Below are 20,470 nucleotides of genomic sequence, written 5' to 3'. Positions count from 1 at the left end.
GTTGGGACGTACGGCTCAATGACCCAGGATCTGCGACAGGAATTGTCGCGTGCGATCGTTCCGGCAAGAGGTGAAGAACTCCTCCGGCGGCGCCTCTTCGACAATCTCTCCGCCGTCCATGAAGACCACCCGGTCGGCGACACGCCGCGCAAAGCCCATCTCATGCGTGACGCAGATCATCGTCATTCCATCGGAGGCGAGCGTCACCATCACATCCAGCACCTCCGATATCATTTCCGGATCGAGCGCCGAGGTCGGCTCGTCGAAAAGCATGATCTGCGGCTGCATGCAAAGCGCCCGCGCAATCGCCACACGCTGCTGCTGGCCGCCGGAGAGCTGGCCGGGAAACTTCATCGCCTGCTCGGGGATGCGGACCTTCTCAAGATAGCGCCGGGCAGTTGTCTCCGCTTCCGTGCGCGGCAGCTTGCGCACGATCATCGGTGCGATCATGCAGTTCTCCAGCACCGTCATATGCGGGAACAGGTTGAAGTGCTGGAACACCATGCCGACTTCGCGCCTGATCCCGTCGATGTTGGCGACATCATCGTTGAGCTCGGTGCCGAGCACGGTGATGCGGCCGCCATCGTGCTGCTCGAGCCGGTTGATGCAGCGGATCACGGTGGACTTGCCGGAGCCGGAAGGACCGCAGACGACGATCCTTTCGCCCCGCCCGACGGACAGGTTCACCTTCCGCAGCGCATGGAATGTCCCGTAGTGTTTGTCGAGGTTCTCGATGCGGACCGCCGGTCCGGAAGCTTTGCCCGGATTCATGTCTACCGCCTCCTCACCGTTCGCCGACCGACATGCGGCGCTCGAGGAAGGCGCCGTAGCGGGACAGGCTGAAGACGAAGATGAAGTAGATGAAGGCGATGAAGGCGTAGACCTCGACATAGGCGAAGCGCCATTCGCCGGTGCCGTAGGCGGCGTTGCCGGAGGCCAGGATCTCGAAGAAGCCGACGATGACCACCAGCGAGGTCTCCTTGAACGAGATCACGAACTGGTTGATCGTCGCCGGCAGCGCATTGCGCATCGCCTGCGGCAGAAGGATACGGCTGATGCGCTGCCAGTAGCTCATGCCGAGCGCCATGGCGGCTTCTTCCTGTCCCGCTGGCACGCCCTGCATGCCGCCTCTGACGATCTCGGCCTGGTAGGCCGAGAAGAACAGGGCGGAGCCGAGGATGACCCGATAGAGCTTGTCGCCAACCAGCCATTGCGGCAGCGCGAAGGGCAGGACGATTGCGAAAGTGAACAGGATCGAGATCAGCGGCAGCGAACGGACCCCATCGATGATGAGGGCGGTGGTACGCGATATCCAGGGAAGCTCCGACCGTCGCAACAGAGCCAGGCAGACCGCCAGCGGGAAGCCGATCAGGCAGGTGGTGACGAAGATGAAGAGGGTGAGCGCCAGGCCGCCCCAGGCTTCCTCGCCGACATAGGACAGCCCAAGCACGCCGCCCTTCATCAGCACGTAGTAGAGGGCCGTGCCTGCTCCCCAGACGAGCGCGATGCGGCGGCCCGTCCAGAAGGCCGGGATGCAGCTCAGCACCGTCATTACCACGACGGCCACACAGGCCAGCGCCGAGCGCCACTGTTCCTCGAAGGGATAGAGGCCGAAGAGGATGATGCGCCACCTTGCCGCGATGACCGACCAGCAGGCTCCAGCCGCAGCTTGGCAGGCCTCGGGTCCGCCGCTGGTCGTGAATACGGCCGAGAAGACTGCCCAGTCGAGCAGCTTCCAGACGACGAAAGCCATGATCGCCAGCGACATCAGCGACAGCAGCGCCTGGAGCGGCGTCGCGAAGAAGCGGCGCTTCAGGTCTTCGACCTTTCCCGGGGCAGGGGGAGCGACAACGACCATCTCCATCTCTCACGCCCTCAGTTGATTGCCCTTCAGGGCAATGGCTTTGTTGATGCGGTTGAAGATGGCGGCAAGGCTGAGGTTGATGGCGAGGAAACCTGCCATCAGGATGCCGATGGTTTCCAGCGTCTGGCCGGAATGGTTGATGGTCAGCGCCACGATCATGAAGAAATCGGTGAAGCCGACGGCGATGCCCATGGTCGTCGCCTTCATCAGCCAGACATACTGGTTGGCGAGGATCGGCAGCATGGCGCGCAGCGCCAGCGGCAACCGCACAAGCGTGAACACGCGCCAAGGGCTCAAGCCCAGCGAGAGCGCCGCCTCCATCTGGCCCTTGCCGACGGACTTGAAGCCGCCGCGCACGATCTCGGCGATGTAGGAGCCGCCATAGATGGCGATGGCGATAGCCAGCGCGGAAAACTCCGGCGGAATGCGCAGGCCTCCCTTGAGATTCAGGCCTTGCAAGGCGGGGAAGTCGAGAAGTGGCAGGTCCGGCAAGCGACCGAGCGCCAGGATTACGGCGGCGGTGGCCAGCGCCGTCGCCGCCGCAGCCAGTTGAATGCCGAGCCGCTCGCCGAATGGTTGGCTAAGGCGCGACGTCCTCCCCAGCCAGACGGGAAGCGCGATTGCCGCGATCACGGCAAGTATCGCCGCCGCAAACGCGATGGCCCCGACATTGGGGATCGGCACATAGAGCCCGCGGCTGGTCAGCATCATACCCCAGGCCTCATGCGCGGCGCGCGGCGTCGGCAGATGCGTGATGACGGCGTACCAGAAGAAGACCTGGAGAATCAGCGGGATGTTGCGGAAGATGTCGACATAGGTGCGGCCGAGCAGCCGCGCCAGCTCGTTCGAGGACGTCCGCGCCAGGCCGACGATCGTTCCGACCAGCGTCGCCAGCATCAGCCCGACGGTGCCGAGGAACAGCGTGTTGATGATGCCGATGAGGAAGAACCACCAATAGGGATCGTTGGCCGTGGCGGGCAGCAGCGAGAAGTTCACGTCCCAGCCCGTCGACTTGTAGAGGAAGTCGAAGCCGGAGGTGATCCCTTGCTCGGCAAGGTTGCGCCGGGCGATGACCACGCCGGCGAGCACAAGCGCCGCAAGCGCGCCGACATAGAGAACCTGCAACAGCGCGTTGCGGACCTTCTGATTTCTCAGCAGGCTGACCATCGACCTATCTCTCTCGAATTGCTGCCGGCTCCGCCCGGCGCAAGCCAGGCGGAGCCCAGAGCGGGATAACTTCAGACGCGGATCAATCGATCACCAAGGGGATCAATCGATCACCAGCGGGAACAGGACGCCGCCATTGTTCCACAGGTTGGTCAGCTCGCGATCCATCTTGTAGGGCGAATCCTTGCCGAGATCGCGATCGAAGATCTCGCCGTAATTGCCGACCTTCTTGATGACGTTGTAGGCCCAGTCGTCGGAAAGCCCGAGACCCTTGCCCATGCCCGGCGTGACGCCGAGGAATTTCGCCACCTGCGGCGAGGTCGGCTTGGCCTTGATCTCGTCGACATTCTTGGAGGTGATGCCTTCCTGCTCGGCGAAGATCAGCGTGCTCAGCGTCCAGTTGGCGATATCGACCCAGTTGTCGTCGCCCTGACGCATGATCATCACTTCAGGCTCGACCGCGAGCACGTCGGGCAGGATCACATGGTCCTCGACCTTGCTCTTGGCGATACGGGCGATGGCGAGTGTCGGTCCCCATTGCGCATAGAGGTCGCAGCGGCCCGAGAAATAGGCTTGTTCCAGCTCCTCGGTCTTTTCGATCAGCACCGGCTCGAGCTTGATGCCGAGCTTCTGGGCGTAGGCGGCGACCTGCTGCTCCTGCGAGGTGCCGGCGGGAATGCAGATCGTGCCGCCATTGGCGTCCTTGAGCGACTTCAGGTTCAGCTCCTTATGCGCCATCACCTTGGTGGTTCCAAGGTAATAGGACATGGAGAATTGCAGGCCGAGCTCGGTGTCGCGGCTGAGCGTGCCGCCCGAGGCCTTGATGATGATGTCGACGTCGCCCGACTGGAGCGACGGCCAGCGCTGCGCCCAGCTGATCGGAACGATCTTCAGCTTCGCCGGATCGCCGAACACGGCCGTGGCCACCGCCTTGCAAAGGTCGATGTCCATGCCCTTCCAGTTGCCCTTGTCGTCCACCTCGGCAAAGCCGAGATAGGAGCCGTCATGGCCGGTGCAGTTGAGCGCGCCGCGCGCCTTGACGGTTTCGAGCGTCTTGCCGCCGGCGGCTTGCGCCGGCGCAGACAGATGCACGAGGCCCAGGGCCATGGCGGCGGCCCCCCATTTGATCATTTTCATTTTGATTGTCTCCACTGTTGAGGTTGTTCCGTTTCTTGTTGTTGGAGCCCGTAGGATGCCTTTCGGAGCTCGGTCTCGAAGCCGCTTGTCAGTCGGAAAGCGGGGTCGGTTTCGGCAAGGAGATCTTGAGGTCGCTGCGCCAATCCTCCTGGGCCAGCCATCGATGGAGCGCGGCCACAGCCTTCACGCGCAGATGCCCACGCGGGACGACGAGGTAGAAGCCGGGCACTTCCTCCGGCCGCATGTCGGCGATGGCGTCGCGGCCGATCGGCGCGACCAGCGCGCCGGAGCGGAAATCCTCCTCGGCGTCGATGACGGAGACGAGGCCGACGCCGATGCCTTGCAAGGTCGCCCGGCGCATCGTCGCCGCGTCGTCGAAGCTGATGCTGCGGTCGCCGTCGGTCAGCTCCACGCCGAGGTGCCGCAATATGTCCGGCCACAGGCGCTTCGACTTGACGGTGTCGAGCAGCGTGAAACGCGTCAGGTCATGCGCCGACCCGATCTTCTCGCCGATCGCCGGCGTGCAGCAGATGATCTTCGGGTCAGGCACCAGCAGCGTGACCTCGTAGTCGGGCCAGTTGCCGTAGCCCCACTGCACAGTCATATCGATGTCGTCGCGGCCGAAGTCGGGCAGGTCGACCATCGTCGTCAGGCGCAGGTCCGCGCCGGGCAGCATATCGCGGAACAGCGAAAGCCTGGGCAGCAGGTAATGCGTCGCGAAATACGGGCTCGCATTGAGGTTGATGCGGTCGCGGTAGTTCGACTTGGTGACGCGGCGTACGCCTTCGGAAAATTCGTCGAAGCCCGCCTTGACGTAGTGCGAGAGCAGGATCGCCGACTCGGTCAGCTCGATCGAGCGGCCCTTGCGCTCGAACAGCGTCACTTGAAGCGTGTCTTCCAGCAGCTTGATCTGCTGCCCGACCGCCTGCGGCGTGACCAGCAATTCGTCGGCAGCCTGCCGGAAGCTCTTGTGCTGCGCCACGGCGTGGAAGACGCGAAGCGCATTGAGTGAAGGAAGGCGAAGCTTGCCGCTCATGGTAATTTCGCCTCCTCTCGTTCGAGCTCCGTCAATCATGCACTGCCATATGTCCGGCGGCGCCAGGCCGCCGAGACTCTATGCGTAGATGTAACCGCCTGAAACAATTACATTTTCTCCGGTCATGTAGGTGTTCTTCGGGCCACCGGCCATCAGCACCCATTCGGCGATCTCGGTGGGCTCGGCGCCACGGCCGAGCGGGCTTGCCTTGGCCAGTTCCTCGAGGAAGCCGAGGGCCTTGGCCTTCTCGGTAGCCATGCCGGCCGGCGCCACGGAGTTCACCAGGATGCCGTCCTTGGCGACGTAGTGGGCGAAGGACCGCGTCAGGCTGACGACGGCTGCCTTGGTCGCAGCATAGTGCGCGTTTTGAGGATGCGCCTTGAAGGCGTCGACGGAGGTCAGGTTCACGATCCGCCCACGCACATGGTCCTTCGGCTCTTGCGCCTGCATGTGGCGGACTGCCGCCACCATCATATGGTAGGTGCCCTTGATGTTGATGCCGTTGGAGGCGTCCCACTCGGCGTCGGTGATCTCGAGCAGCGGCCGACGCGGATAGATGGCGGCGCAGTTGATCAGCGTGTCGACACGCCCAAGCTTGGCCACGATGGCATCGAAGGCGGTGTGGCACTGCGGACCGACCTGGATGTCGCCAGTCGCGGCCGCGGTCGGCAGGCCCTTGGCCTTCGCCGGTTCGAGCGCGCTCTCCGCCGCCTGCTGGTTGATGTCGATGATGCCGATCTTTGCCGCCCCGGCCTCGACAGCCATCTTGGCCAGGAGCGCGCCGAGGCCGGCGCCGCCACCAACGATCAGAACGGAAAGATCCTTCATTCCAGTTTTCCCTACTTGGTGCCGCTGGGCGAGGTCGGCCAGGTCGGCATGATGTCGAAACGGGTGACGTCGGCCCATGCCGGCAACGCGAGCAGCGCGACGACCATCCTGGCCACGTCGTCGGGCTGCACCACCTTGCTGGCGTACATGGCGGCGCGCGCCTTGGCGTCGAGGATGTCCTGGTAGAGCTGCGTCTCGACACGGCCGGCGACGATTTCGGTGACGCGCACGCCGGACGGGGAGAGGTCGGCGCGCAGCGCGGCGGCAAAGCCGGAGATCGCCGCCTTGGTGGCCGCATAGACGGCAATGTTGGAGAATGCGGCGTGGCCCGCAACGGAGCCGGTGAACAATATGTGCCCCGACTGCCGCTCGCGCATCTGCGGCACGACGAGGCGGGTGAGCAGGATCGCCGCGCTGAGGTTCACCTCCAGCGTGGTATCGATGTCAGCGATCTTCATGTCGGCGAAATTGCCGAGCGGCGGCATGATGCCGGCGTTGTTGATCAGCACATCGATGGTGAGATCCGCCAGCACCGATTCCAGCGCCTCACGATCGGTGACGTCGACGGCGATGGGGACGATGCCCGGGCGTTCGGCCTGCAGGTCTTTCAGCGCCGCCTGGCTGCGGCCGGCCGCATAGACGTCGTAGCCGGCGTCGCTCAGCGCGATCGCCATCGCTCGTCCTATGCCGCTCGTCGCTCCGGTGATGAAGGCTGTCGTCACTTGGGCTTCCCCGTTTGCGGCTCCCCATTTGCCTGGTTTTCAGTGTGCGGCGCGGGCCGACGCCGCGAAACCAAGAAAACCAGCAAAAAGGAAAGATAAACTTTCGAGAGCCTTGCTGCCGACCGGAATATTCCAACCTGCCGGTGCGGCGGCAAATGCAGACAGCCCAAGGAAAACAATGCTTTCAGCGCGCGATAGCGGGCCGTTGGCCGCAAACCGGGAAAAAACACGGCTTTCGCGAACGACTGGCTTGGCGTGCTGCGACGGAGGCGAACGACATTGAAGCCAGCGAAACTATCCGGCTGTCGGCAAGGGCTTTCTCAGGTCGGTGAAAAGCGAGGCGGCGGCGGCTTTCTGTTCTGCTTCGGTGGCCTCGATGCCCGAAGCTTTCGCCAGCGCGCGCACACGTCCCAGGCTGTTCTGCAGATGCTTGCGCATCGCCTGGCGGGCCTTGGCTCCGTCCTGCCTTTCGATGGCATCGACGATCGCTTTGTGCTCGCTATGGATGCGCGCGTAGTAGCTGTCCTTGAGCGCGGGCTCGACCACGTAGCCGAGCTGGAATCGCGGCACGATCATCGGCCCGAGATAACTCAAGAAGCCGTGGATGAATTCATTGCGCGCGGCCTTGGCGATCGCGAGGTGGAAATCATAGTCGTAGTGGATCTGGACGGCGGCGGGGTCCGCATGCCGGGCGTCGATCTCATCCATCATGGCGCGGATGTCGCTTGCCTCCTTGTCGGTCCGCCGTTCCGCGCAGAGCCCGGCTGATTCCACTTCGACGCTCAATCTGAGCTCAAGCAAGGCGATGGTCTCCGGCAATGTCCGCAGCGCGTCCTCCGGAATCGAGAAATTGCGTGGCGCGGGCGTTTCGCTGACGAACATGCCGCGCCCCTGCTGCGGCACAACCATGCCCTCGGAGCGCAGCCGCGCCACCGCCTCGCGCACGACGGTGCGACTGACGTCGTATTCGGCGCAAAGCTCCGCCTCCGTCGGCAGTTGCGCGCCGGGAAGCAGCGACCCGGAGCGGATCTTTTCGGACAGGCTCTCCGCCACGACGGTGGACAGCGGCTTGCGCTTCGTCATCAGTCTCCCCGCGAGCAATTCCAGGAAAAGCGTGTAACGGTTTTCCGTCTGGAATTGCGTAGAAACAAAGACATAGAGCGGTTCGGCGTTTCCGTGAAACGCTGCAACGCTCGACCCAGATTCGGGAATGATGCCCGAACCGGCAGGACCATTCAAACCGCCGCTGTGACGATCAGTTCGACCAGCATACCGGGCTTGGCCATCCGGCCTTCGCCGGAGGATCGCGCCGGCGCGTGCTCCTTTGGAATCCAGGCGTCCCAGACCGTGTTGACCTCGTCGAAATCGCGCACGTCGTCCAGCCACATCTGGACGTGGAGGATGCGCGTCTTGTCCGTGCCTGCCTTGGCGAGCAGCACATCGATCTTGCCGAGCACCTCGCGCATCTGGTCGGTAGCCGATTGGCCGGGCCGGGCGACCTGGCCGGTGAGGTAGAGCGTCTGGTTGTGGATGACGCCGTGATGGATGCGGGTGTCGAAGTCGAAGCGCTGAATGTCGCTCACTTGTTCTCTCTCAGATTGCCGGCGTCTGCCGGATGGGATTGCCTTGCAGGTACTGCGCGTATGGCGCCTGCACGAGCCAGCCGGCATCGACCGGAAGCGTGACGCCGGTGATCGATGCGGCACGATCGGAGCAGAGGAAGAGCGCGGCTTCGGCAACGTCGCGTGGTTCGACGAAACGGCGCAACGCAGTCGTAGCCTGGATGGCTTGCGGGTTGCGCTCGCCCTTCTCGATCTTTGCTTTCAGCCCGTCCGACAGCGTGTAGCCGGGCGCCACGGCATTGACGCGAACGCCATCCGGGCCGAGCTCGGCGGCCAGCATTTGCGTCAGCGCCAGGACAGCATGCTTGCCCGGCGTGTAGGCCGGCAGCGACAGTGGCGCGAAAGAGGCAAGCGAGCCGACATTGAGGATCGCGCCGCGCCCGGCGGCCGACATCAACCGGCCGAACACCTGGCAGCCGAGCAGCGTGCCGCGATAGTTGATGCGCCACATCCGCTCGTCTTCGTCGAGTTCCTGGTCGAGGACGTGCTTGCCGCTCTGCAGGATGCCGGCGCAGTTGACCACGACATGCGGCGTGCCGAAGGCGCTTGCAACACCCGCCGCCAGGGCTTCGACCGAGGCGGGATCGGCGACATCGGTTTGCACGAAAAGGGCGCTTGGCGCGCCGGCGCTCTCGCAGGCGGCCGCCGCCTCCTTGCCCCGGACGGCATCGCGGCCGGCGACGACCACTTGATAGCCATCCTCGGCGAAGCGTTCGGCGATCGCGCGGCCGATGCCGGACGTGCCGCCGATGACGACGGCGGTCATCGCATCAGCCATTGCGGCGATCCTTGCGCTCGATGTCGAAGAATTCGGCCATGGCCTCGACCTGGAAATCCATCATCGGGCGTCCCGGCTGGATGCGGCAGCCGATCTCCTTCGCCGCCTTGAGCAGCGCCGTCTCGGCAGGCTCCATGATGATGTCGACGACCGTCATCTGCGGCGTCAGCTTGCTGACGTCCATCGGCAGCGGGTCGCTGGCCTTCAGCCCGGACGGCGTGGCGTTGATCGCCATATCCATGCCGGACGGATCGGGATCTGCGACCTCGATGCGGCAGTTGGGAAAAGCCTTGCCGACCAGCGAAGCGAGCTTTTGCGCGCGCTCCCGATCGATATCGGCCAGACGGATTTCCGCCGCGCCTTCTTCGGCAAGGCAGTAAGTCAGCGATGCGCCCGCGCCGCCGGCGCCGACCTGAAGGATGCGCTTGCCTGCGATCCGGTGTCCGCCGGCCTTCAGTCCCTCGATAAAGCCGACGCCGTCGAAATTGTCGGCATACCAGGTGCCGTCGGCCTGCCGGCGGACGGAATTCGCGCTCTGCACACGCGAAGCGCGATCATGGGCGGCGGCGCATTTGTAGAAGACCGGAACCTTGTACGGCACCGAGATGATCACGCCCCGGATGTTCTCGGCTGCCGTGATGCCGGCCCAAAACGTGTCGAAATCCTCCGGGCGGCAGCTCAGCGGCACCATCAGGCTGTCGAGCCCCTTCTGCTCGAAGATCTCGTTGAAGATGCCGGGGCTTTTCGCATGGCCCACGGGATGGGCCAGCATGACGAAGACATCGGCCTTGCCGGTTCCGCGCATCGTTATTCCTTTCCGTTTGAGAGTTCGTGATGACTGAGGATTTCGAGGGCTCGAACGAGTGAAGAATGGTCGGCCTCCGTGCCGCCCGCCCGGGCTGAGCAGGCATTCATCAGTTGTTGTGCCGTTGCGGTGCCCGGCAAGGCAACGCCGAGCGCGCGGGCGCTTTCCAACGCAAGATCGAGATCCTTCCGGTGCAGCCGGATACGAAAACCCGGCGCGAAGCTGCGGGCGATCATGCGTTCGCCATGCACCTCCAGGACCCGCGAGGAGGCGAAGCCGCCCATCAGGGCGCCACGCACCTTTGCCGGATCGCAACCGGCCTTGCTGGCGAAGACCAGCGCCTCGGCGACCGCCTCGATATTGAGCGCGACGATGATCTGGTTGGCGATCTTGCAGGTCTGGCCGGCGCCGTTGTCTTGCCCGATCAAGGTGATGTTCTTGCCGAGCTTCTCGAAGATCGGCAGCGCGCGCTCGAACTCGGCGGCCGGCCCGCCGACCATGATGGTGAGACTGGCCGCCTTGGCGCCGACCTCGCCGCCGGAGACCGGCGCATCGAGATAGCCTGCGCCTGCCTGCCTTGTCTTCGCGGCGAAGCCGGCCGTGGCGATCGGACTGATCGAGCTCATGTCGATGACCAGCTTGCCAGCCGACATTCCTTCCAGCACGCCGTTCTGCCCGAACAGGACGCGCTCGACGTCGGGCGTGTCGGGCAACATGGTGATGACGATCTCGGACGCCCGCGCCACCTCGGCGGGAGAGGCGACCACCGATGCGTCGAGGGTCTCCGGCAGAGGAGAGCGGTTGAGGACGGTGACGATCTCATAGCCCGCACCGGCGAGATGCCTGGCCATCGGCGCACCCATGACGCCAAGTCCGATGAAGCCGATTTTCATACGCAACTCCCATGCGGCGCCGGAGCGCCTTGCAGCTCAAGCAAGGCATATGATATAGGACATCATACAAATTTCAATGCACCTTCTTCACGACTGGAGACCGATCGCACATGCAGGAGCGCGTCAATTCGCTGAAGGCGGCCGTACAGGCCGGCCGGGCTCATATCGGCATCTGGTGCTCGCTGGCCTCGGCGCTCACCACCGAAGTCGTCGCGGGCTCCGGGGCGGGCTGGCTGCTGATCGACGGCGAGCACAGCCCGAACGACCTACGCAGCATCATGGCGCAGTTGCAGGTCGCGGCGGCGTTCCCCTGCGAGGCGGTCGTGCGCTTGCCATCCGACGATCCCAATCTGATGAAGCAGGCGCTGGATATCGGCGCCCGCAGCCTGATGATCCCCAATGTGCGCACGGCGGACCAGGCACGCGCAATCGTCGCGGCGATGACCTATGCTCCAGGCGGCTTCCGCGGTTTCTCGGTCGGCCACCGCGCCAATGCTTTCGGTCGTATCGCCGGCTACCACGCCAAGGCGCGCGAGCAGCAATTGCTTGCCGTGCAGATCGAGGACGAGGCCGGTGTGGCGAACGCCGCCGAAATCGCAGCGGTGGACGGTGTGGACGTTCTGTTCGTCGGGCCGGGCGACCTCTCCACCAATATGGGCGCGATGGGCAATCCTGGCGCCGGGCCTGTGCAGCAGGCGATATCGTCGGTACGCAAGGCCGCCGCCTCGGCAGGCAAGGCCAGCGGCATCCTGGCTCCCGTGAAGGCCGATGCGGACCGCTACCTCGCCGACGGCCTCACCATGGTAGCGGTCGGTTCCGATCTCGGCTTGCTGGCGCGGGGTTCGGACGCCCTGGTCGCCTCGTTCAATCGGTAGGAATAGTCATGGCGATCCCCCCTTACAAAGCACCGTCGCGCAACGCTTATGACATCGTCATCGTCGGCGGCGCGGTCGTCGGCTCGTCGACGGCCTATTGGCTGAGCCAGGCGCTGGGCGGCGGCGCCTCGATCCTCGTGGTCGAGCGCGACTCGAGCTACGAATTCTCCTCGACCGCGCTTTCCACCAGCGCGATCCGCCAGCAATATTCCAATCCGATCAACGTGAAGATCAGCCAGTTCGGCATCGAGATCATCCGTGGTTTCCAGGAGCGGATGGCCCCGTTCTACACGAACGAGCCGGCGCCCGATCTCGGCTTCAAGGAGCACGGGTATCTCTATTGCTGCTCGCCCGAGGGTGTGGAGGCGGCGCGCGAGCGGGTCGAGCTGCAGCGCAGCCTCGGCGCCCACACCGTCTTCCTCGAACCGGGCGCCCTGAAGGACCGTTTTCCGTGGCTGAATGTCGAGGATCTCGGCGGCGGTTCGTGGGGCGCTCGCGAAGAGGGCTGGTTCGATTCCATGGGCATGTTGAACGGCTTTCGCCGTGCGGCGCGTGGTAGCGGTGTCGAATATATCGACAATGCCGTGACGGCGCTGGACATCGTTGACGGGCGGGTCGTCTCGGTGAGGCTTGAGACGGGCGAGACGGTCGCTTGCGGCACGCTGGTCAACGCGGCGGGTCCGCGAGCGCAGCAGGTCGCCGCCATGGCCGGGCTGTCTATTCCGGTCGCGCCTTACAAGCGCTACAGCTTCGTGTTTGCCAGCGCCAATGCGATCCCGGGCCGCATGCCCAATGTCATCGACCTTTCAGGCACATTCGTGCGGCCGGAGGGCGAGCTTTTCCTTACCGGCAACACGCCGCAGGGCGACGGACCGGCCGGCTACGACGACTTCGAAATGCATTTCGAGGAGTTCGACGACCATATCTGGCCGGCGCTCTGGCACCGCATCCCGGCCTTCGACGCGCTGAAGGTGCAGACGAGCTGGACCGGCCATTACGAATACAACATGCTCGACCACAACGGCATTGTCGGCTTCCACCCGCAAGTGAAGAACTTCATGTTCGCCAACGGCTTTTCGGGGCACGGCCTGCAGCAGTCGCCGGCGGTCGGCCGTGCGGTGTCGGAGCTGATCGTCCACGGCGCGTTCCAGACGCTGGACCTTTCGCCATTCTGCTACGAAAGGATCGCGCGCAACGAACCGTTCCTCGAGGAAGCGGTGATCTAGAACAGGGAATGAATTGCAGCATACCCGAGCGAGGCGTTCGCTGCCAATGCAAGGTCGCTGCCGCGGGACGCCATCAGATAATCCGTGCGGCCAGGCGCCTAGCCCGGTAGTTCAGGATTGCGGCAGTGACACGCACACCTCAAACACTTTCGAGATAGGTCTCGATCTCGAAGTCGCTGACATTGAGCGCGAAAGTGTTCAGCTCCTGACGCTTGCAGGCGACGAAGGCGTCGCGCAGCACGTCCGGGAAGATTTCGGCGACACGCTGGCCCGCCTCGAAGGCGGCGATCGCCGAGGCCCAGTCGGGCGGCAGCTTGGCGAGTGTCAGCCCCTGGCCCTCGCCGCCGGTCGGCTCGCCGGGCGAGAGCTGGCGCTCGATGCCGATCAACGCCGCGCCGAGGATCGCCGCCAGCACCAGATAGGGATTGGCGTCGGCGCCGGAGACGCGATGCTCGATGCGGCGCGCGGCCGACGGGCCGCCCGGAATGCGTATCGCCACCATGCGGTTTTCATAACCCCAGGCGACGGCGGTCGGCGCATAGGAGCGCGGCCGCAGCCGGCGGTAGGAATTGAAATGCGGCGCGAACACCAGCGTGCTTTGAGCCATCGCGGCAAGCAGGCCGCCAACCGCATGGCGCATGGTGTCGGAGCCTTGATCCGAGCCGTCATCGAAGATGTTGCGGCCGTCCTTGTCGAGGACGCTGAAATGGACATGGAAGCCGTTTCCGGCGCGTTCGCCATAGGGCTTGGCCATGAAACAGGCGGCGAAGCCATGTTTGCGGGCAATGCCCTTGACGGTGCGCTTGAAGAGCACGGCATCGTCCGCGGCGCGCAGGGCGTCGGGCACGTGGTTGAGATTGATCTCGAACTGGCCGACGCCGTTCTCGGCGATCGCGGTGTCGACCGGAATGTCCTGCATGCGGCAGGCTTCGTAGATATCGTGGATGAAGGCTTCGAAATCGTCGACCTCATCGATCGAAAGCGCCGCGTCGGAATCGAGACGCCGACCGGTTACCGGCGAGACCGGTCCGACAGGCCGCTGCGACGTCGGATCGACAAGGTAGAATTCGAGCTCGGTCGCGGTAACGGGCGTCAGGCCGAGCGCGGCGTAGCGGTCGAGGATGCGTGCCAGCGCGCGGCGCGGATCGCCAAGGTAGGGGGCGCCGCCGTCGTCCGCCAGCCAGACCGGCAACAGCGCCGTCGGGTGCGCCGTCCAGTTGACCGGCAGTATGCCGCGCCCCGTCCAGTGGCAAAGCCCGTCGGCGTCGCCGGTCGAGAACACCTGGGCGTTGCCTTCGATGTCCTCGCCCCATATGTCGAGCCCGATGGCCGAATAGGGCATGCGCAGCTTGCCTTCGAGCGCCTTGCGCGCCTGCTCGACCGGAATGCGCTTGCCGCGCATGATGCCGTTCAGGTCGCACACCGCCGCCCGCAGGCTCTGGATGTCCTTCCTGCCGTCCAGCCACTTCAAAACGTCCGCAATCGCATCGCTCAATTTCCAGCCCCTTTTCTAGGTGCTGTAGCCCTGTCGGCTACGATATCCAATTTTCAGCTTGTGAGTTCGTGAAGGCCAACACGGCTGCTGCCGGGTGGCTTTTCTTCATTTTTTCAAGTCACTAGCTGGGATATCGGGAGGCATTTCAGGTCCATATTGTGCGATCTGCGATCGCAACATAGCGGCCCGATCGACGAAAGCCAAGCCGGATTCGAGGCCGCCTTGCCCGTCAGTGGCGCAGTTGCGGAAATTTCACCTGGCCGAGGATGTGGGCCGCACCCTCGGCGATATCGCGCACGATCGCGGCGCGCGCCCTTTCGCCGTCGCCGGCCTCGATCGCGGCCACGACCTCCTCGTGGTGGTCGATGCCGAGAATGCCGGCCAGGTCATCCTCGAAGCCGATGTGCAGGTTTCGCAGGAAGGGGCCGACCTGCATCCATACCGTCTCGATCAGGAAGAGCATCTGCTCGTTGCCGCAGTGGCGGTAGATCGAGAATTTGAAGTCATAGTTCTTGCGCAGATAGTTATCTATCCCGCCGCCGCGGGCGGCTTCGGTAAGCTCGGCGCAGTGGCGCCGGATCGCGCGCAGATTGTTGCCGTTGATGAGTTTCGTCGCGAGCTCGGTGGCCGTGCCTTCCAGGATCGTGCGCACGGCGGTCAGTTGCTGGAAGCGGTCGGCCGAAATCAGCGGCACCTCGACGCTGCCGTTCGGCATCGGGCTCAGGGCTCTGAGCGCCTGCAGCCGCATGAAGGCGCTGCGCACCGGCATGTCGCTGGTGCCGAGCTCCTTGGCGAGCTTGCGCGAGGTCAGCTTCTGGCCGGGCTGGAGCTGCCCCGACATCAAGGCGCGCACGAGCTCCAGATAGACTTTCTCATGCAGGGGAACGGTATCGACAGCGGTCAGTCCGAATTGCGATTTGTCGGCCATTGGCGATGCGCTGCTCCATCCGTCCTGAGATCTGTTTCGTCAGCTGATCCGCCGCCGGGATAGCTGGCCGGTCGTTTCGGCCGCACGATAGACGCTCAACGCGAACCGCCGCAAGGGCGGCCGGCGTTGCTATCCGATCCGCGCGTCGATGATCTCGACGAAGCGCGCGAAGAGACCCGCCTGCGACTTGATCTTGAGCTTGCGGTAGATATTGCGGCGGTGGACCTTCACCGTCCCCGGCACGATGCGCAGCGTCCTGGCGATCGATTCCGTGGAGTGGCCCTGGAGCACAAGGTCGACGATCTGCTTTTCGCGTGAGGTCAGTGACAGGCTCTTCCAGATATGCGCGCGATCGAGTTCGTTGGCTGTTGCGATGGTTTCGCCGGAGGGCTGGGTCGCGACCTCTTCGGTAGGCAGGGACGGCCAGTGCTGCCTGCAGAAGCCGATCACCGCCGGCGCCATGTCGCGCAGCAGCCTGGCATCCGCCGTTCCGAACGGCCCGGTGGCGCGCAGCCGCATCAGCGACAGCACCAGCGCGTCCTTGCCGGCCAGCGGCACGAAGAAGCCGACTTCCTCGGCGAGGCGGGTCTGGCTGTAATAGGACCGGTAATATTCGCTGGCATAGAAGCGGTCGGGCGCAAGCTCGCGCATGCGCCAAAAGCCCTCCTTGCGCTCGACGGCGGCGTGATGGAAGGGGTCGAGCAGATAGGGTCCTTCCTGATAGAGCGCGACGAAGATGTGGCTTTCCGTCGGCGAGAAGGTCTCGAACAGGAGCGGCGGCCTCGCGGCGCCGCGATAGCCGAAGATCACGCAGTGGTCGAAACGGACGTGCCCGCGCAGCCAGCCGACGATAGCCTTGCCGAAATGGTCGCCGCCGGTCTCGCGCGACGCGGCGATGACGGTGGCCAAGGCGTTGTAGTCGTCACTGCGGGAAGCGGCCAATTCATACCCCTCTAAACGATAAAATCAGCTAAATATACCACCTGCGAGGTATATACTAGGCGGCATTGCCTCTGCTAGCGTCAGGGCATTGCCTCACGCTGTCGCTGGAGCCCGTGGCTTGACTGCAGTGCCCGATATCGAATTTCGCGCGGTCACCAAGCGCTACGGCGCGGTCACCGCGGTCAGCGGCATCGACCTTGCCATCCCGCCTTCCGCTTTCGTCGCGCTGCTCGGCCCCTCAGGCTGCGGCAAGACGACCTGCCTTCGCATGATCGGCGGTTTCGAGCAGCCGAGCGAAGGCCAGGTGCTGATCCGCGGCCGCGACATGGCCGGCACGCCGCCCTACCGGCGGCCGGTCAACATGGTGTTCCAGCAATATGCGCTGTTCCCGCATCTCGATGTCGAGGAGAACATCTCCTACGGGCTGCGCCAGGCAAGACCCAGGCTGTCGTCGCGCGATATCTCCTCGAGGGCTGGCGAGGCGCTGGCCATGGTGCAGCTCGCCGGCTACGGACGCCGCAAGATCCACGAGCTTTCCGGCGGCCAGCAGCAGCGCGTGGCGCTTGCCCGCGCGCTGGTCAACAAGCCGGCGGTGCTGCTGCTCGACGAGCCGCTGGCCGCGCTCGACAAGAAGCTGCGCACCGACATGCAGATCGAGTTGCAGAACCTGCAGCGCGAGATCGGCATCACCTTCGTGCTGGTCACCCACGACCAGGAGGAAGCGCTGTCGATGAGCGACTTCGTCTGCGTCATGAATGGCGGCCGCGTCGTCCAGCTCGGACAGCCGAGCGAGATCTATGACGAGCCGGCGGACCTGTTCGTTGCGGATTTCGTCGGCAAGACCAATCTCTTGAGCGGCAAGGTGGCCGGGCTTTCCGGCGATCTCGCCGATGTCGCGCTCGCCGACGGCACGGTGATCTCGGCGCGCAAGCGGGGGCCGCTCAGCCGAGGCGAGGCCGTATCCGTCAGCCTGCGGCCGGAATCGCTCAGCCTTTCGGCGCCCGGAAACGGCAGTCTGAAAGGCATCGTCCGCAACCGCATCTTCCTGGGCTCGACGGCGGAATACGCGATCGAGGTCCAGGGCATCGGATCGCTGCTCGCCAAGGCCGATCATGTGATCGGCCAGGGCAACCTCTTCAAGCCGGGCGAACCCGTCGCCATCGGCTTTGCCGCCGGAGCGCCGCTGGCGTTTCCGGGACCCAAGAACAACGGGACCAACCAGAGGGAAGACCAACATGCCGAAATCCTATCGTGACGGACTGCCGATAACCCCCGATAAATTCGTCGACCAATTGATGCGCCTGAAGCGCGGCTCGATCAGCCGGCGCGATTTCCTCGGTCTCACCGGCCTTGGTGTGGCGACCGCGGTGATGGCGCGCGAGCTCGGCATCATGCCGACCCAGGCCTTCGCCGCCGAGAACCTTGGCGACCGCATGTCGATCGCCACCTGGCCGAACTACCACGACCCGCAGACCTTCGAGAATTTCAAGGCCGATACGGGCGTCGCCGTCGAGGTCAACGTCTTCGGCTCGAATGAGGAGATGCTGGCCAAGCTGCAGGCGGGCGGCTCGGGCTGGAGCCTGTTCGTGCCGACCAACTACACCATCTCGACCTACAAGAAGCTCGGCATCATCGAAGCCCTCGACATGGCCAAGCTCGGCAATTTCGATGGCAAGTCGGAAGATTCGCGTTTCACGGCGGAAGGCACGATCGACGGGACGATCTACGCCGTGCCGAAGAACTGGGGCACCACCGGCTTTGCCGTCAACACCAAGAAGCTGACCAAGCCGATGTCGAGCTGGAAGGAATTCTGGGACACGGCGATGGCCGAAGGCGACGGCCGCGCGATGGTGCACGACTATCAGCTGACCACGATCGGCAATGCGCTGAAATATCACGGCTATTCGTTCAACTCGCTGAAGCAGGACGAGCTTGCCAAGGCCGAGGAGCTGCTGCTCAAGGTCAAGCCGCATCTGTTCGCGGTGTCGAGCGACTATCAGCCGGGAATGCGCGCCGGCGATGCCTGGATGACGATGTGCTGGACCAATGACGGTGCGCAGCTCCACCGCGACATCCCCGAGATCGCCTATGTGCTCGGCAAGGAAGGCGGCGAGATCTGGACCGACTTCTACGCGATCCCGAAGGATGCGCCGAACAAGCCGGCCGGCTACGCGCTGCTCAACTACCTGATGAACCCGAAGGTCGCGGTGAAGGAGCATCTGGCCAACGGCGCGCCTTCGACCGACGCGCGCGTCAACGCGCTGCTGCCGAAGGAAGTGCTGGACAATCCGATCCTCTATCCGGCCGCCGATTTGTTGAAGCCGCTGGAATTCGGCGCCGCCGCGACGCTCACCGATCCGGGCCGCGCCGAGCTAATGGCGCGCTTCAAGTCGGCTTGAGCGGGAGCGGCCACAAACCCGAACCAGACAATGCGACCGGCGGACGAATGTCCGCCGGCTCCCAACCGGCTTTATCGATGCGCGGCAGTCTCTTTCGCAAAAACTTCATCACGGCGCTGCTGCTTGCTCCGGCGGCGCTGTGGCTGGTCGTCTTCCTGGTGCTGCCCTTCGTCGCCATCGCCATCTTCAGCGTCGGCGAGCGAGCGCCCGAAGGCGGCTACCAGGCAGCGCTGACTTTCGCGCAATACGCCAACCTGCCGGCGCGGGCGACCGCGTTCTGGAACACGATGGTGCTGGCCCCCGCCGGAGCGCTCGCCTGCCTGCTCGTCGCCTATCCCGTCGCCTATTATCTGGCGCTGCGGGCACCGGATCGCTGGCGATTGATCCTGCTCGCGCTGATCGTCATCCCGTTCTGGACCAGCCTTCTGATGCGCACCTATGCCTGGATGTACATCCTCGGCGGGCGCGGCATCCCGGCCCTGCTCGCCTATGTCGGCATCGAGGACCTGCGGCTGATCAACACTCCGGGTGCTGTTCTGCTCGGCATCGTCTACGGCTATCTGCCGCTGATGATCCTGCCGATCTATGTCAGCCTGGAGCGGCTCGACCGCCGGCTGCTGGAGGCTTCCGCCGATCTGGGTGCGACGCCGCTGTCGACCTTCCTCGGTGTGACGCTGAGGCTGTCGCTGCCCGGCGTCATGACCGGCTTCTCGCTGGTGATGATCCTGCTGCTCGGTGAGTACCTGATCCCGACGCTGCTCGGCGGCGGCAAGGTGTTCTTCATCGGCAACGCGCTGGTCGATCTCTTCTTGCAATCGCGCAACTGGCCGTTCGGATCGGCCATCGCCATCACGCTGGTGCTGGTCTCGGTCGTGGTGCTGACCGTCGCCAATCGGATCTCGACCCGGCTCTCGGGCGCACGCCGGGTGGACCTGATCTGATGCGCGCCTTCGTCTTTGCCGCCTTTGCCTTCCTCTATCTGCCGATCGCGCTGGTCGTGCTGTTCTCCTTCAATGCCGGGCATCATGCCAGCGAGTTCACCGGCTTCTCGGTGCAATGGTACGGCAAGGCGCTGTCCAATCCCTTCCTGGTCGAAGCGCTGAAGAACAGCCTGTTCATCGCCACGACGAGCGCGCTGCTCGCGGCTTTCTGCGGCACGGCCGCGGCGCTCGGGCTGCAGCGCGTCGGCGCGCGGACGCGGGCGCTGTTCGACGCGCTGCTGGGCGCCGCGATCGTCGTTCCGGGCGTCGTCATCGGCATCTCGACGCTGGTGGCGCTGGTGCAGCTCTTCGCCGTCCTCAATCCGTTCCTCGCTTCGCTGTGGCCGACCGACCAGCCGCCGCGGCTCTCGCTCGGCTACGGCTCGATCATCGCCGCGCACGGATTGTTCTCGATGGCGCTGGTGACGATGATCGTCGGCACGCGGCTCGGCAGCCTCGACCGCAATCTGGTCGAGGCCTCGAGCGATCTCTATGCCACGCCGCTGACGACGTTCCGATCGATCGTGCTCCCGCAGATCATGCCGGCGGTGATCGCCGGCTTCCTGCTCGCCTTCACCTTCTCCTTCGACGACTTCATCATCGCCTTCTTCGTCGCCGGCGCGCAGACGACGCTGCCGATCTATGTGTTCGCCTCGATCCGGCGCGGCGTGACGCCGGAGATCAACGCCATCGCGACGATCGTGCTCTGCGCATCGGTCCTACTTGTGCTGCTTGCGCAATGGCAGCTTGGCCGTCGAAAGCCATCGTCTTGA

At 64.5% G+C, this 20,470-nt stretch carries 21 protein-coding genes; 6 read left to right on the top strand and 15 right to left on the bottom strand.

Going from position 1 to position 20,470, the window contains the following annotated elements:
* Positions 1-15 precede the first annotated feature (15 nt).
* The 12 genes from FJ956_RS04820 to FJ956_RS04765 all read right to left on the bottom strand — a co-directional run bounded on the left by FJ956_RS04820 (position 16) and on the right by FJ956_RS04765 (position 10,852).
* Positions 16-771 (bottom strand): amino acid ABC transporter ATP-binding protein, encoded by a 756-nt coding sequence (locus tag FJ956_RS04820; protein ID WP_140673931.1) that lies wholly within the window; start codon positions 769-771, stop codon positions 16-18.
* Between the two features lie 13 nt (positions 772-784).
* Positions 785-1,858, bottom strand: coding sequence for an amino acid ABC transporter permease (locus tag FJ956_RS04815; protein WP_246681603.1), 1,074 nt, complete (start codon positions 1,856-1,858; stop codon positions 785-787).
* A gap of 9 nt (positions 1,859-1,867) precedes the next feature.
* A complete protein-coding gene (locus FJ956_RS04810) occupies positions 1,868-3,031 on the bottom strand; it encodes an ABC transporter permease subunit (protein WP_140673935.1) in 1,164 nt (387 codons plus the stop codon).
* Between the two features lie 102 nt (positions 3,032-3,133).
* On the bottom strand, positions 3,134-4,168 hold the full coding sequence (locus tag FJ956_RS04805; protein WP_140673937.1) for an amino acid ABC transporter substrate-binding protein: 1,035 nt from the start codon (positions 4,166-4,168) through the stop codon (positions 3,134-3,136).
* Positions 4,169-4,256: 88 nt separating this feature from the next.
* Positions 4,257-5,204, bottom strand: a complete 948-nt coding sequence (locus FJ956_RS04800) for a LysR substrate-binding domain-containing protein (RefSeq protein ID WP_140673939.1) — start codon at positions 5,202-5,204, stop codon at positions 4,257-4,259.
* Between the two features lie 78 nt (positions 5,205-5,282).
* On the bottom strand, positions 5,283-6,032 hold the full coding sequence (locus FJ956_RS04795) for an SDR family oxidoreductase (protein WP_140673941.1): 750 nt from the start codon (positions 6,030-6,032) through the stop codon (positions 5,283-5,285).
* Positions 6,033-6,043: 11 nt separating this feature from the next.
* Entirely contained in the window at positions 6,044-6,754 is a 711-nt protein-coding gene (locus FJ956_RS04790; protein ID WP_140673943.1) for an SDR family oxidoreductase, read from the bottom strand.
* A 294-nt stretch (positions 6,755-7,048) separates the two neighbouring features.
* Positions 7,049-7,837, bottom strand: a complete 789-nt coding sequence (locus FJ956_RS04785; protein ID WP_140673945.1) for a FadR/GntR family transcriptional regulator — start codon at positions 7,835-7,837, stop codon at positions 7,049-7,051.
* 152 nt (positions 7,838-7,989) lie between these two features.
* Complete coding sequence (locus FJ956_RS04780; RefSeq protein WP_140673947.1) at positions 7,990-8,337, bottom strand: RidA family protein; 348 nt, start codon at positions 8,335-8,337, stop codon at positions 7,990-7,992.
* Positions 8,338-8,347: 10 nt separating this feature from the next.
* Positions 8,348-9,154 carry an SDR family oxidoreductase gene (locus FJ956_RS04775; RefSeq protein ID WP_140673948.1) on the bottom strand — a complete coding sequence of 269 codons (807 nt, stop codon included), beginning with the start codon at positions 9,152-9,154 and terminating at the stop codon, positions 8,348-8,350.
* Complete coding sequence (locus FJ956_RS04770; protein WP_140673949.1) at positions 9,147-9,959, bottom strand: shikimate dehydrogenase; 813 nt, start codon at positions 9,957-9,959, stop codon at positions 9,147-9,149. Before FJ956_RS04770 ends, FJ956_RS04775 begins: the two co-directional genes overlap by 8 nt.
* Before the next feature lie 2 nt (positions 9,960-9,961).
* A complete protein-coding gene (locus FJ956_RS04765; RefSeq protein WP_140673950.1) occupies positions 9,962-10,852 on the bottom strand; it encodes a 2-hydroxy-3-oxopropionate reductase in 891 nt (296 codons plus the stop codon).
* A gap of 110 nt (positions 10,853-10,962) precedes the next feature.
* Here FJ956_RS04765 and FJ956_RS04760 point away from each other — a divergent pair, with 110 nt between their 5' ends.
* Together FJ956_RS04760 and FJ956_RS04755 are read left to right on the top strand one after the other, a co-directional pair.
* Positions 10,963-11,727 (top strand): aldolase/citrate lyase family protein, encoded by a 765-nt coding sequence (locus FJ956_RS04760; RefSeq protein WP_140673952.1) that lies wholly within the window; start codon positions 10,963-10,965, stop codon positions 11,725-11,727.
* Positions 11,728-11,735: 8 nt separating this feature from the next.
* On the top strand, positions 11,736-12,953 hold the full coding sequence (locus tag FJ956_RS04755; protein WP_140673954.1) for an FAD-dependent oxidoreductase: 1,218 nt from the start codon (positions 11,736-11,738) through the stop codon (positions 12,951-12,953).
* A gap of 139 nt (positions 12,954-13,092) precedes the next feature.
* On the opposite strand, the gene FJ956_RS04750 is transcribed toward FJ956_RS04755, so the two are convergent.
* The 3 genes from FJ956_RS04750 to FJ956_RS04740 all read right to left on the bottom strand — a co-directional run bounded on the left by FJ956_RS04750 (position 13,093) and on the right by FJ956_RS04740 (position 16,318).
* Positions 13,093-14,448: a glutamine synthetase family protein gene (locus FJ956_RS04750; RefSeq protein ID WP_140673956.1), complete on the bottom strand. Its 1,356-nt coding sequence runs from the start codon at positions 14,446-14,448 to the stop codon at positions 13,093-13,095.
* A 229-nt stretch (positions 14,449-14,677) separates the two neighbouring features.
* Positions 14,678-15,376 (bottom strand): GntR family transcriptional regulator, encoded by a 699-nt coding sequence (locus tag FJ956_RS04745; RefSeq protein WP_140673958.1) that lies wholly within the window; start codon positions 15,374-15,376, stop codon positions 14,678-14,680.
* Between the two features lie 129 nt (positions 15,377-15,505).
* Positions 15,506-16,318: a LuxR C-terminal-related transcriptional regulator gene (locus FJ956_RS04740; protein WP_140673960.1), complete on the bottom strand. Its 813-nt coding sequence runs from the start codon at positions 16,316-16,318 to the stop codon at positions 15,506-15,508.
* A 118-nt stretch (positions 16,319-16,436) separates the two neighbouring features.
* Here FJ956_RS04740 and FJ956_RS04735 point away from each other — a divergent pair, with 118 nt between their 5' ends.
* The 4 genes from FJ956_RS04735 (at position 16,437) to FJ956_RS04720 (ending at position 20,470) form a co-directional block, all read left to right on the top strand.
* Complete coding sequence (locus tag FJ956_RS04735) at positions 16,437-17,573, top strand: ABC transporter ATP-binding protein (RefSeq protein WP_140673962.1); 1,137 nt, start codon at positions 16,437-16,439, stop codon at positions 17,571-17,573.
* Complete coding sequence (locus tag FJ956_RS04730; RefSeq protein ID WP_140673964.1) at positions 17,554-18,717, top strand: spermidine/putrescine ABC transporter substrate-binding protein; 1,164 nt, start codon at positions 17,554-17,556, stop codon at positions 18,715-18,717. Before FJ956_RS04735 ends, FJ956_RS04730 begins: the two co-directional genes overlap by 20 nt.
* Before the next feature lie 77 nt (positions 18,718-18,794).
* The gene (locus tag FJ956_RS04725; protein ID WP_140673966.1) at positions 18,795-19,658 is read left to right on the top strand and encodes an ABC transporter permease; all 864 of its coding nucleotides are present in this window, start codon (positions 18,795-18,797) and stop codon (positions 19,656-19,658) included.
* Entirely contained in the window at positions 19,658-20,470 is an 813-nt protein-coding gene (locus FJ956_RS04720) for an ABC transporter permease (RefSeq protein ID WP_140673968.1), read from the top strand. The genes FJ956_RS04725 and FJ956_RS04720 overlap by 1 nt, the downstream gene beginning before the upstream one ends.

Source organism: Mesorhizobium sp. B2-4-3 (assembly GCF_006442815.1).
GTDB lineage: Bacteria > Pseudomonadota > Alphaproteobacteria > Rhizobiales > Rhizobiaceae > Mesorhizobium.
This window is presented reverse-complemented; position numbering and strand designations above follow the sequence as displayed.